This window comes from Ancylobacter sp. G4_0304, assembly GCF_047501495.1.
Lineage (GTDB): Bacteria > Pseudomonadota > Alphaproteobacteria > Rhizobiales > Xanthobacteraceae > Ancylobacter.
This window is the reverse complement of the sequence record NZ_JAZDRM010000004.1, coordinates 101941-114571: the sequence shown is the minus strand read 5'-3', so window position 1 is coordinate 114571 and position 12631 is coordinate 101941. Positions and strand designations below refer to the sequence as shown.

Here is a 12631-nt window from a genome sequence, read left to right as displayed (position 1 = left end):
CGCCCCAACGCCAAGAGACGCTCATGACCCAGACAGCGAAGATCGCGCCGGCCGCCGGCCTCCGGCCCCAGCCCGTGGAAGCCTTCAACCGCATCGGCGAGGAAAACGCCTTCGCCGTGCTGGCCCGTGCCACCGCACTCGCCGCCGAAGGGCGCGACATCGTCAATCTCGGCATCGGCCAGCCGGATTTTCCGACTCCGCCGCACATCGTCGAAGCGGCCATCAAGGCGCTGCGCGACGGCCATCACGGCTACACCCCCTCCACCGGCATCGCGCCGCTGCGCGAGGCGGTGGCGGCCGACGTGCATCGCCGCTTCGGCGAGGAGATCGACCCCGGCCGCGTGGTGATCGTGCCCGGCGGCAAGGTCACGATGTTCTCGGCCATCCTCATGCTCGGCGAGCCCGGCGCGGAAATTCTCTATCCCGATCCCGGCTTCCCGATCTACCGCTCGATGATCGAGTTCACCGGCGCCAAGCCGGTGCCGGTGCCGATCCGCGAGGAAAACGGCTTCGGCTTCTCGGCGGAGGAGACGCTGGCGCTGATCACCCCGCGCACGCGCCTGCTGATCCTCAACTCGCCGGCCAACCCCACTGGCGGCGTGACGCCGAAGGCCGAGATCGACGCGCTGGTGGCCGGTCTCGCCAGGCACCCGCATGTCGTGATCCTCTCGGATGAGATCTACGACCAGTTCCTGTTCGACGGCGAGGCCCACACCACGCTGCTGGCCTATCCCGAGATCCGCGACCGCCTCATCCTGCTCAATGGCTGGTCCAAGACCTATGCCATGACCGGCTGGCGGCTCGGCTGGTCGCTGTGGCCGGTCGGGCTGTTCGAGCCGATGCGCAAGCTGGCGGTCAATGCCTGGTCCTGCGTGAACGCGCCGGCCCAGTTCGGCGCCCTCGCCGCGCTGACCGGCCCGCAGGACTGCGTGGGCGAGATGGTGGCGGAGTTCGACCGGCGCCGGAAGCTGGTGGTCGACGGGCTGAACGCTCTGCCCGGAATCTCCTGCGCGACTCCGAAGGGCGCGTTCTACGCCTTTCCGAACATCGCCGGCACCGGCTGGTCGTCCGCCAAGAAGCTCGCGAGCGCGCTGCTGGATGAGGCCGGGGTCGCCACCATCGGCGGGCCGGATTTCGGTGTCCATGGCGAGGGTTACATCCATCTATCCTACGCCAATTCCGCGCAGAATATCTCCCGTGCGCTCGACCGCATGGCGGAGTTTCTCGCGCAAGCACGCGCAGCCTGAAGGAGCGGACGGCATGAGGGGCGACGTTCCCTGCCGCGCAGCCATTTCTTGCCGCGCAGCCCTTGCCGTCCTCACCTGCCTGCTGCTGGCAGGGCTTCCCTGGCCGGCTGCGGCGCGCACCACCGCCTGCGATACCGCGAAGGCGCAGATGCGCGCCTATCTCGACTGCCTCGGCAGCACGCAGAAAGCCAGCGAGCAGCGGCTCAACCGCACCATCGACGCCGCGCGGGCGGCGATCGCGGCGCGTGGCGAGCTCCAGCAGGTGCAGCGCAATCGCTGGACCGCGCTGCTGGAAGAGTCGCACAGCCGTTTCGTGCACTGGCGTGATTTCGAGTGCCAGAGCATCGCGCCCTATGAAGGGGGCGGCGCTGAGAAGACGATCGGCGGCCGGGTGACCGGGATCGGCTCGCTGGAGCAGCGGCTGATCTGCCTCATCTCGCTGAACGAGGCCCGCATCGCCGATCTCGAGCAGCGCTACCGGCTGGAGCGCCATCCGGACGCCGCCGTGGCGGAGGACGCAGATCGGCCAGATTCGCCCGCCGGCGCCGCCGAAACGGCGCCGGTTTCCGGCAGTATGCCGCGCCTGATCGAAATCACACCCTGAGCGTCCCGGAGAGGCTCTGTACACAGGCCGGACCGCCCGCCTTGCCCCGAGCGGCGAAAGAGGCGAGTCTCGCGCGGGGTGCGAGGCGCGCCGGTTCGAAACGGAGGGACGCGCATGTCCAAGGTCATTTCCATCGGTGAGGTCATGGTCGAATTCTCCCGCGGCGCGGATGGGCGCTACGGGCTGTCGATCGGTGGCGACACCTTCAACACCGCGGTCTATCTCGCGCGGGCCGGTATCGAGACCGCCTATGCCACCGCGCTCGGCGACGACCGCTTCTCGCAGGCGATCCGCGCCTCGGCCGAGGGCGAGGGCATCGGCACCGGGCAGATTCTCCACGTCGCGGGCCGCAGCCCCGGCCTTTATGTGATCGACACCGACGCGCGCGGCGAGCGCAGCTTCACCTATTGGCGCGACAATTCCCCGGCGCGCGAGCTGTTCGAGCTGCCGGGATGGGAAGGCATCGCGGAGGCGATCATCGAGGCCGGCACCATCTATTTCTCCGGCATCACGCTCTCGCTCTACAGCAATGCCGGGCTCGGCCGGCTGTTCGCCACGCTGGAATTCGCGCGCGAGCGCGGGGCGCGCATCGTGTTCGACGGCAATTTCCGCCCGCGCAACTGGAAGGGCGATGTCGGCCGGGCCCGCGCGGTCTATGCCCAGGCGCTGAAGCGCTCGTCGATCGCGCTGCCGACCTTCGACGACGAGGCCATGCTGTGGGGCGACGGCTCGCCTGCCGCCACCGCCGAGCGGCTCGCCACCTTCGGCGTGCCGGAAGTGGTGGTGAAGAACGGGCCGGAAGGCGCGCTGGTCTCGGTCGGCGGTTCCTCGCATTTCGTGCCGATCCCCGCGCCGGTGGAGCCGGTCGACACCACGGCGGCCGGCGACAGCTTCAATGCCGCCTATCTCGCCGCCCGGCTCGGCGGGCAGAACCCGGTATCCGCGGCGGAGGCGGGGCACGAACTCGCCGGGCGGGTGATCCGCCATCGCGGCGCCATCCTGCCCCGGCAGGCGCATTCCTGAGCGGCTCAGCGCCGCGCCACGGCCTGCTAACGCTTCTGCGAATGACTTGCAAACCGTTGGTAATGCTTGATTTCCACGGCTCGACCCCGTAAGCGAATGCCGATTGCCGCTGCCTCACGGGCGGCGGCATCGGTTTTATCGGGGCAGGGTGACGATGGAACGATCCCAGCGGGTTGCGATCGGCAATGTCGGCATCAGCGTCCTGGTGCTGGCGCTGAAATATCTGGCCTTCGTGCTGACCGGCAGCATCGCGCTCTATTCGGATGCGCTGGAAAGCGTGGTGAATGTCGCGACCTCGATCGCGGCGGTGATCGCACTGCGCGTGAGCGCCAAGCCGGCGGACGCCGCCCACCCTTACGGCTATGCCAAGGCAGAGTATTTCTCCGCCGTGGTCGTCGGCGTGCTGATCGTGGTCGCCGCGCTCACCATCTTCCGCGAAGTGTACCAGAACTGGTTCGAGCCCTCACCGCTCGACGCCTCCCCGCGCGGCCTTGCCATGAACGCCGCCGCCGGCGTCATCAACGCCATCTGGTGCGTCGTGCTGTTTCGCGAGGGACGCCGTGCCCGTTCGCCGGCGCTGATCGCGGACGGCAAGCACCTTCTCACCGACGTGCTGTCCTCCGCCGGCGTGCTGGTCGGCGTGGTGCTGGCGATCGCGACCGGATGGGAGAAGCTCGACCTCATCCTCGCCGGGCTGGTGGCGCTCAACATCCTGTGGTCGGGCTGGGGCGTGCTGAAGGAAAGCGTCGGCGGGCTGATGGACCAGGCGGTGCCGTCCGACACGCTGGCGCTGATCCGCGCCCGGATCGCACAGGAGGCCACCGGCGCCATCGAGGCGCATGACGTGCGCACCCGTCAGGCCGGGCGGATGACCTTCGTGGACTTCCACCTCGTGGTCCCCGGCGACATGAAGGTGAGCGAGGCGCACGCCATCTGCGACCGGATCGAGGATGCGCTGGAGGCCGAGGTCTCCGACATCCTCGTCAACATCCATGTCGAGCCCGAGGTGAAGGCCAAGCAGGCCGGAATCCCGGTGCTGTGATCCTGCCGGTGCTTTGATCCTGCCGGTGCTGTGACGCCTACCGCCCGGCGCGCAGCGCCGCGAGAAGATCGGGCGTGGGATAGGAATCGGCCGGCAGGCCAAGCCGCATCTGCTCCACCTTCACCGCCTGCCGCGTCGCCGCGCCGGTAATGCCGTCGACCCGCCCGACATGGTGGCCGCGCGCGTTGAGCAGGCGCTGCAGTTCCACCACCTGCGCCTGCGACAGCACGGGGATCGCCTTGCCCTGCCCGCGATTGAACGGGCCCGCGCCCGCCACCCGCGCGGCGAGATAGGCGGCCGAGGTGGCATAGACCAGCGAGTTGTTCCACTCGGTGAACACGTCGAAATTCGGATAGACGAGGAAGGCCGGGCCGTTCCGGCCCATGGGCAGCAGCACCGAGGCGGGAAGCTGGTCGTTGGGCAGCGGACGCCCATCCGCGCGCACCACGCCCATTGCCGCCCATTGCCCGCGCGGCAGCTTGATCGACAAATCGGCCTGCTGCCACGGCAGGTTCGACGGCACCCGCACCTCTTCCAGCCAGGGCTGGCCGCGCTGCCAGCCCAGCGCCTTGATGTAGTTAGCGGCCGAGGCCAGGGCGTCCGGCGTCGAGCGGATCAGGTCCACCCGGCCGTCGCCGTCGAAATCGACGCCGTAATTCAGGTAATGGTCCGGCAGGAACTGGAACTGGCCGAGTTCGCCGGCCCAGGGCCCGCGCATGGCCTGCGGGGTGAGATCGCCGCGCTCGACGATGCGCAGGATCGCCATGAGCTGGGTGCGGAACATCTCGGCGCGGCGGCAATCCCAGGCCAGCGAGGCCACCGAGCGGATGGTCTGCTTGTCGCCCATGAAGGCGCCGAAATCGGTCTCCAGCCCCCAGAACGCCACCAGCACCGCGCCGGGCACGCCGAATTGCTGCTCGATATGGTCGAACAGCGCCTTGTTCTTCTGGATGAGCTGGCGACCCTGCTGGATGCGGTAATTGGCGACCATGCGGTCGGAGAACTCGAAGAAGCTCTGCCCGAACACCTTCTGGCCGCGGTCCGCCCCAACGACATTGGCGTCATAGGTGATGCCACCCAGCGCCGCCGACACCGCACGCGGGGAGACGCCCTGCGCTACCGCCTGCTGCTTGAACAGCTCCAGCCATTGGGCAAAGCCCTGCCCGCTATTGCCGCAGCTGGTGAGCGCCACGCCCTGCGCGGCGGCGGGAACCGGCAGCAGCGCGGAGGCGGAGATGGCGAGGGTGGTGGAAAAGGCGGCGGCCGCCAGCCGCGTCATCAGACTTTTGCGCATCGCATCCCCGGTTCGATCGAGCTGAAAATCACGGGCTTTTTCGAATCAGCAATCTACAGGAAACGCGGCGCGGGGGGAGCGGCGCCGGAGGCGGATTGACAGGTCGCGCGACTTTCGTCGTATAGTCGCCCCGTTCCAAGGGGAGCCCCGAGAAGGGGCTGAGAGATCGACGGGCCTGCCGCAAGGCGGGCCGCCGCGATGACCCTTCGAACCTGATCCGGGTCATGCCGGCGAAGGGATCGGAACCAGAAGGCGCATGGAGCCCGCAAGGGGCGACCATGCCGCCCTCTCCCCCCAGCGTCACAACGCCCGGATCTCCGTAACCCATGGTTTCAGGAGATCCATATGCCGTCCAAGCCGACCACAGAACACACCTCGCCCGGCGTTGCCACCGGGCCGATCCCCGGCTCGCGCCGCCTCTATGCCGAGTGCCCCGAGCGCGGCTTTCGCGTGCCGTTCCGCGAAATCCTGCTGCACCCTTCCGCCAATGAGCCGAACCTCGCCGTCTATGACGCCTCCGGCCCCTACACCGACCCGGACGCCACCATCGACATCAATGCCGGCCTCGCCCGCCCCCGCGCGGCATGGGTGAGCGCGCGCGGCGATGTCGAGGCCTATGACGGGCGGGAGGTGCGGCCGGAAGATAACGGGCATGTGCCGGCGGACAAGCTTGTCACCCCGTTCCCGATCCGCCACCGCCCGCTGCGGGCGAAGGCCGGCGCGGGCGTGACGCAGATGGCCTATGCCCGCGCCGGCATCATCACGCCCGAGATGGAATATGTCGCGATACGCGAAAACGGCTTGCGCGCGCGCATGGGCGAGATCATCCGCGACGGCGAGGATTTCGGTGCCTCGATCCCCGACATCGTGACGCCGGAATTCGTGCGCGACGAGGTGGCGCGCGGGAGGGCGGTGATCCCGGCCAACATCAACCATGGCGAACTGGAGCCGATGGCGATCGGCCGCAACTTCCTGGTCAAGATCAACGCCAATATCGGCAATTCCGCCGTCACCTCCTCGGTGGCGGACGAGGTCGACAAGATGGTGTGGGCGATCCGCTGGGGCGCCGACACGGTGATGGACCTCTCCACCGGCCGCAACATCCACAACATCCGCGACTGGATCGTGCGCAACTCCCCCGTCCCCATCGGCACGGTGCCGATCTATCAGGCGCTGGAGAAGGTCGGCGGCGTCGCGGAGGATCTGACCTGGGAGGTGTTCCGCGACACGCTGATCGAGCAGGCCGAGCAGGGCGTGGACTATTTCACCATCCATGCCGGGGTTCGCCTGCCCTATGTGCCGCTCACCGCCCGGCGCGTCACCGGCATCGTCTCGCGCGGCGGCTCGATCATGGCCAAGTGGTGCCTCGCCCATCACCGCGAGAGCTTCCTCTATGAGCGCTTCGCCGAGATCTGCGAGATCATGCGCGCCTATGACGTCACCTTCTCGCTCGGGGACGGGCTGCGCCCCGGCTCGATCGCCGATGCCAACGACGCCGCGCAGTTCGCCGAGCTGGAGACGCTGGGCGAATTGACGAAGATCGCGTGGGCCCATGACTGCCAGGTGATCATCGAGGGCCCCGGCCATGTGCCGATGCACAAGATCAAGGCCAATATGGACAAGCAGCTGAGCGCGTGCGGCGAGGCCCCGTTCTACACGCTCGGGCCGCTGACCACCGATATCGCGCCGGGCTACGACCACATCACCTCCGGCATCGGCGCGGCGATGATCGGGTGGTTCGGCACGGCGATGCTCTGCTACGTCACGCCGAAGGAGCATCTCGGCCTGCCCAACCGCGACGACGTGAAGACCGGCGTCATCACCTACAAGATCGCCGCCCATGCCGCCGACCTCGCCAAGGGCCACCCGCTGGCGCGGGCCTGGGACGACGCGCTGTCGCGGGCGCGCTTCGAGTTCCGCTGGGAGGACCAGTTCAACCTCGGCCTCGACCCCGAGACCGCCCGCGCCTTCCACGACGAGACCCTGCCGAAAGAGGCGCACAAGCTGGCGCATTTCTGCTCGATGTGCGGCCCGAAATTCTGCTCGATGAAGATCAGCCAGGACATTCGCGACGCCGCGCGGGCCGCGGAGTCGCAAGCCGCCGAGGCTGGCATGACCGAGATGGCGGAGCGTTTCCGTGCCGGTGGCGGGCAGCTTTACGCCCCGGCCGCCGCGCAGCCGCAATGACGGCGCGGCGTGGCGGGGATATCCTTGCCACGCCGCGTTTCCTCCCGGCGAGAGCCACGCGAATGACCCAATGCCGGTGCACTTGGCGGACGCACCGTAACGAGAAGGCCGCCCATGACCCCCGACCTGCCATTGAAGACGTTTCCGGCGCTGGCCCTGGCCGGCGCGCTCTGGCTTGCGCCCGGCCTTGCCCAGGCGCAGCAGGCCCTGCAGCCGCTGACCGCCGAGGCAACCGCCGCGACCCCGCTCGAATGCACGCTGATTCTCGACGCCACCTCCGGCGAGCCCCTGCATCGCAGCGGCACCTGCGACCGCGCCTTTGCGCCGGCGTCCACCTTCAAGGTGCCGCTCGCGGTGATCGGCTTCGATGCCGGGATCCTGAAGGACGCCACCACGCCGGCCTGGCCCTATAAGAGCGAATATGACGCGCCCGAGCGGGTGCGCAAAACCGTCGACCCCACCATCTGGGAAGCCGATTCGGTGGTGTGGTACTCGCGCGAGATCACCCGGCTGCTCGGGATGGAGCGCTTCGCCGCCTATGTCGCGCGCCTCGACTACGGCAACAAGGACGTGGCCGGCGACCCCGGAAAGAACAATGGCCTGACGCGCAGCTGGCTCGGCTCCTCGCTCGCCATTACGCCCGAGGAACAGGCCGGCTTCCTGCGGCGCCTGCTGTCCGACGCGCTGCCGGTCTCGTTCCAGGCGCAGGACAAGACCCGCGCCATCATCCCCGCCTTCACCGCCGCCGACGGCTGGAGCGTGCACGGCAAGACCGGCAGCACCTGGCTGTACGGACCGGACGGGCAGGCCGACAGGAACCGCCCGATCGGCTGGTTCGTCGGCTGGGGCGAGAAGGACGGACGGCGCATCGTGTTCGCCCGCCTCTATGTCGGCACCGAGCCTTATGAGGACGGCATGGGGCTGAAGCAGCGGGAATTCTTCCTCGACGCCCTGCCCTCCCTCGTGAAGTGAGCGCGGATACCCCGATGAGCACCGCCCCGAGCCGCCCGGTTGCCCGCCCGGTTCCCGCCGTCCTCGCCGTGGTGCTGCGGGGCGAGGAGGTGATGCTGGTGCGCCGGGCCAATCCGCCGGACCAGGGCCTGTGGGGCTTTCCCGGCGGACGCATGGAAATGGGCGAGAGCCATCTCGACGCCGCCCTGCGCGAGCTTCACGAGGAGACCGGCATCGCGGCCGACGCGCCGCGCCTCATCACCGTGCTGGACTTCATCGAGCACGGTGGCGACGGACGGCTCGCCCATCATTTCGCGATGATCGCGGTGCTGTGCCGCTGGCGCACCGGCGAGGGCGAGGCGGCGGACGATGCGCTGGAGACCCGCTGGTTCGGCGCCGCCGAACTCGCGGAGGTGGGGCCGGCCGCCAGCGCGCAGGTGCTGTACCTGGCCCAGCTTGCGCGCGACATGAGCGCGGCTTGAGCCCGAGATGAGGGTGGCTTGAGCGCACGCCTCTGATATGGCCGACGGCCCTGCCCAAAACAAAAGGCGGGCTCCCCGAAGGAAGCCCGCCCCGTTATTCAGGTCTCACTCGGATCAGGCGTGGGCCGAAGCCACCGTCTTCTCCCCCGCGGCGCCGGGCGTCGATGGGATGACCGACTTTGCGACATGCCGCTTCAGCGTGCCGGGCAGGACGGTGATCGCGAGGAAGGCTGCGAACAGGTCCATGCCAGCGACGGTGTAGAGCACGGTCGACCAGGTGCCGGTCGCTTCCATCAGCAGGTTGCCGACCGGAACGAACAGCGCGCCGATGCCCTTGGCGGTGTAGAGGACGCCGTAGATCTTGCCGATGTGCTTGGTGCCGAAGGCATCGCCCGCCAGCGCCGAGAACAGCGAGTAGACTTCACCCCAGGCCAGGAACACGACGCCCGAGAGGATGAGGAACGCCCAGGGATTGTGACCGAAATAGCCCAGAGCGATGATGCCCATGCCTTCGAGCGAGAAGGCGATGACCATGGTCTTCTCACGGCCGATATGGTCCGAGATCCAGCCGAACAGCGGACGCGAGATGCCGTTCATGACGCGGTCGAGCATCAGGGCGAGCGGCAGGGCGGCCATGGTGAAGAAGTACAGGTTGACCTGGAATTCCTTCACGCCGAGGTCCTGCGCGATGACGCCGAGCTGGGCAACCGCCATCATGCCGCCGGTGACGACGCAGGTGAACATGAGGAGCATCAGCCAGAACAGGCGGGTGTTCAGCGCTTCCTTCAGCGTGTAGTCGCGGCGGGTCTGCGACAGCTTGTCGGAGGGCTTCACTTCGCCGGCCTTCGGCGAGCGCAGGAACCACGCCGCGAGGAAGGCCAGGCCGCCCTGGAGCAGACCGAAGAAGAAGAAGGTCTCCTGGAAGCCCGAGGACTCGATCATGGCGGCGATCGGCAGGATGGTCGCGGCCGAACCGGCGCCATAGCCGCCCGCGGTCAGACCGACGGCGAGGCCGCGGCGATCGGGGAACCACTTCAGGGCGTTGTTGATACAGGTCGCGTAGATACAGCCGACGCCGACGCCGCCGACCGCGGCCGCGACATAGAACGCGAACAGCGTGGTGGCCTGCGAGTTCAGCACCCAGGCGGTGCCGATCATCACGGCGCCGAAGGCGACCATGAAGCGGGGGCCGAGCTTATCGATGAAGTAACCTTCAATCGGGGCGAGCCAGGTCTGCACCAGCACGAAGATCGTGAAGGCGATCTGGATCGAAGCGCGCTCCCAGCCGAACGTCTGCTGAATTTCCGGCACGAACAGCGTCCAGGCGTACTGGATGTTGGCCGTAGCCACCATACACACCACACCGACGGCGAGCTGAATCCAGCGACGGCTTTCCGAAAAATCCTTGCCGGGCCCCACGGCCGCCGGCGTCTGCGAATAGGCGCTCACAGGCGTATCTCCTCTCCAAAACTCATTTTATCGCCGCGGATCGGCTTGTTTTTATCAGCCGCGCGCCCCCGTTGGCCGGAGGTCGGCGGCGTCTTGGCATTGTTGGCCGCGGGCGGCTCCACGCCTGCCCGCAGCGGCCGCTTTCGCGGCTTGAATCGTGTTCGTCAGTGATGCGGTCCCGTCGGCCCGGCGCCAGCGCTCTCATGCTGTGCGGCGACTGACGCAAGGTTGAGGGATCCGATCCGCATGTTGGGGATCATAATAGACAATATTATGTATGCCAATCGCCTTTTGCGGACTCTTTGCATTTCGGGAATGTGACAGAATTCAATTTGGATAATCTTGATATTAGGAAGACTAAATAAATATTAGACCAACGAATAGGCCCGACGTCTCTTGATTATAACGCTGTTTATGACCATTCAAAATCAGCAACGCTGAGGAAGAATCGTCGACGGTTGCCATGGATCGATTACGCCTCGCGATCAGGCACGACTTTCGTCGACCCTCGATCCGGACTGGAGTGCGGCGGAATTACGCTGCCACAACTGCCGAAGCTGCGGCGCCCTGCCACAGGCGCAAACGAAAAAGGGCGCGTCCGAAGACGCGCCCTTCAAAAAGGCCCGGAAAGTTGAGGGCGGATTACTCGGCGGCAACCACCTTGGCGGCGCTGTTGGCGGCCGCGGCGCGGCGGCTATGGGCCGAGGCCAGCGGCTTCAGGATCACCAGCGCCATGACGGCGGCGATGATGTTAAGCGCGGCGGCCGAGACGAACACCGCATGCCAGCTTCCCGTCACCGTGGTGATGATGCTGGTGAACGGCACGATGATCGCGGCGGTGCCCTTGGCGGTGTAGAGCAGGCCGGCATTGGTGGTGGCGAACTTCGAGCCGAAGGCGTCGCCGCACATGGCGGGGAACAGGCTGTAGATCTCACCCCAGGCGAAGAACACGAGGCCGGTGAGGATCACGAACAGCACCGGGTTCTGGCCGAGCACGCTCAGCGCATAGATGCCGACGCCCTCGATCGCGAACGCCACGAACATGGTGTTCTCGCGGCCGATCTTGTCCGACACCCAGCCGAAGAACGGACGGGTCAGGCCGTTCAGCACGCGGTCGATCGCGGCGGCGAAGGTCAGGGCCGGCAGGGTGATGCCGATCAGGCTGACGGGAACGTCGGCGATGCCGAAATCCTTGGCGATCGGGCCGAGCTGCGCGGTCGCCATCAGGCCGCCGGCGGCCATCATGACGAACATCGCGTACATCACCCAGAACAGCGGGGTGGTCAGCATCTCCTTGGGCGAGAAGTCGCGGGCCGACTGGGCGACCTTGGCGGCGACGTTCCGCGCGGCAGCGGCGATCTGCTCCTTCTTCGGCGCCATCAGGAACAGGGCCAGCACGGTGATGACGATACCCTGGCCGAGGCCGAAATACAGGAACGCCGCCTCGTAGCCCTGATTCTTGATCATGTTCTGGATCGGGATCACGGTCAGGGCCGAGCCCGCGCCGAAGCCGGCGGCGGTGATGCCGGCCGCGAGGCCGCGCTTGTCCGGGAACCACTTCAGCGAGTTGCCCACGCAGGTGCCGTATACCGCGCCGGCGCCGATGCCGCCCACCGCCGCAGCGATGTAGAGCACGGTCAGGGAGGTGGCATAGGCGTTCAGCACCCAGGCCAGGCCGCACATCAGGCCGCCGAACAGCACCACGATGCGCGGGCCGTACTTGTCCACGAACCAGCCCTCGACCGGCACCAGCCAGGTCTCGGTGACGATGAAGATCGAGAACGCGACCTGGATCGCCGCACGGTCCCAGCCGTGGCGCTCCTGCATGGGGCCGACGAAGAAGGTCCAGCCATACTGCATGTTCGCGATCATGCACATGCAGATCACGCCGAACACGAGCTGAAGCCAACGCGCCTTATTCAACGATGACGTTGCGGTAGTTTCCATTGTTTCCTCGAACGTTTCCCAACGTAATTGCTCGCAATAGCTCTGTTATTTTTGTTGAATACGCTAACGGTACCCCTGCTTCCGCAAGATACCGAGGGAGCCATTACCCAACGCATAAGGCATTTTTTCGAGAATGCAATATTTTGAATACCAGGGTTGCAAAATTTTCACAGCAACCGAATTACGCAAGGTAATATTCCCATACGTAATATTTGGGCATTTCTTACGTAGCGTGAGGCGGCCCCGGAGCAGCGCCCGCAATGGACATTCCGGATGTGATATATAATGCTTGGCATCTGGAATGCCGCATTCGAGAATCCGGCGCGTCGCGCCGCCGCCCCCCGCCTGCCGGCAAGGGTTAGCGTCCGTCGTGCCGCAAAAGAAAAAACGAGACAAAACAACAAC

General features: G+C 66.8%; 10 protein-coding genes and 1 riboswitch. Of the genes, 7 read left to right on the top strand and 3 right to left on the bottom strand.

Annotation, left to right across the window (positions count from 1 at the left end; genetic code table 11):
- The first annotated feature begins 23 nt into the window (after positions 1-23).
- The 4 genes from VRZ77_RS03805 to VRZ77_RS03790 all read left to right on the top strand — a co-directional run bounded on the left by VRZ77_RS03805 (position 24) and on the right by VRZ77_RS03790 (position 3916).
- On the top strand, positions 24-1247 hold the full coding sequence (locus VRZ77_RS03805) for a pyridoxal phosphate-dependent aminotransferase (RefSeq protein WP_414591380.1): 1224 nt from the start codon (positions 24-26) through the stop codon (positions 1245-1247).
- 13 nt (positions 1248-1260) lie between these two features.
- Positions 1261-1851 carry a lysozyme inhibitor LprI family protein gene (locus tag VRZ77_RS03800; RefSeq protein WP_414591379.1) on the top strand — a complete coding sequence of 197 codons (591 nt, stop codon included), beginning with the start codon at positions 1261-1263 and terminating at the stop codon, positions 1849-1851.
- A 114-nt stretch (positions 1852-1965) separates the two neighbouring features.
- The gene (locus tag VRZ77_RS03795) at positions 1966-2874 is read left to right on the top strand and encodes a sugar kinase (protein WP_414591378.1); all 909 of its coding nucleotides are present in this window, start codon (positions 1966-1968) and stop codon (positions 2872-2874) included.
- A 154-nt stretch (positions 2875-3028) separates the two neighbouring features.
- Complete coding sequence (locus VRZ77_RS03790) at positions 3029-3916, top strand: cation diffusion facilitator family transporter (RefSeq protein ID WP_414591377.1); 888 nt, start codon at positions 3029-3031, stop codon at positions 3914-3916.
- A gap of 37 nt (positions 3917-3953) precedes the next feature.
- Here VRZ77_RS03790 and VRZ77_RS03785 read toward each other — a convergent pair whose 3' ends face one another.
- A complete protein-coding gene (locus tag VRZ77_RS03785; RefSeq protein ID WP_414591376.1) occupies positions 3954-5210 on the bottom strand; it encodes a lytic murein transglycosylase in 1257 nt (418 codons plus the stop codon).
- 128 nt (positions 5211-5338) lie between these two features.
- Positions 5339-5467: riboswitch (TPP riboswitch) on the top strand.
- A gap of 88 nt (positions 5468-5555) precedes the next feature.
- Here VRZ77_RS03785 and thiC point away from each other — a divergent pair.
- The 3 genes from thiC (at position 5556) to VRZ77_RS03770 (ending at position 8830) form a co-directional block, all read left to right on the top strand.
- Positions 5556-7397, top strand: a complete 1842-nt coding sequence (gene thiC, locus VRZ77_RS03780) for a phosphomethylpyrimidine synthase ThiC (RefSeq protein ID WP_414591375.1) — start codon at positions 5556-5558, stop codon at positions 7395-7397.
- A 114-nt stretch (positions 7398-7511) separates the two neighbouring features.
- Positions 7512-8369 carry a class D beta-lactamase gene (gene blaOXA, locus VRZ77_RS03775; protein WP_414591374.1) on the top strand — a complete coding sequence of 286 codons (858 nt, stop codon included), beginning with the start codon at positions 7512-7514 and terminating at the stop codon, positions 8367-8369.
- Between the two features lie 14 nt (positions 8370-8383).
- A complete protein-coding gene (locus VRZ77_RS03770; RefSeq protein ID WP_414591373.1) occupies positions 8384-8830 on the top strand; it encodes an NUDIX hydrolase in 447 nt (148 codons plus the stop codon).
- A gap of 114 nt (positions 8831-8944) precedes the next feature.
- Here VRZ77_RS03770 and oxlT (VRZ77_RS03765) read toward each other — a convergent pair whose 3' ends face one another.
- Positions 8945-10183 (bottom strand): oxalate/formate MFS antiporter, encoded by a 1239-nt coding sequence (oxlT, locus tag VRZ77_RS03765; RefSeq protein ID WP_414591388.1) that lies wholly within the window; start codon positions 10181-10183, stop codon positions 8945-8947.
- Between the two features lie 738 nt (positions 10184-10921).
- Positions 10922-12226 carry an oxalate/formate MFS antiporter gene (gene oxlT, locus VRZ77_RS03760; RefSeq protein ID WP_414591372.1) on the bottom strand — a complete coding sequence of 435 codons (1305 nt, stop codon included), beginning with the start codon at positions 12224-12226 and terminating at the stop codon, positions 10922-10924.
- Positions 12227-12631: the final 405 nt, after the last annotated feature.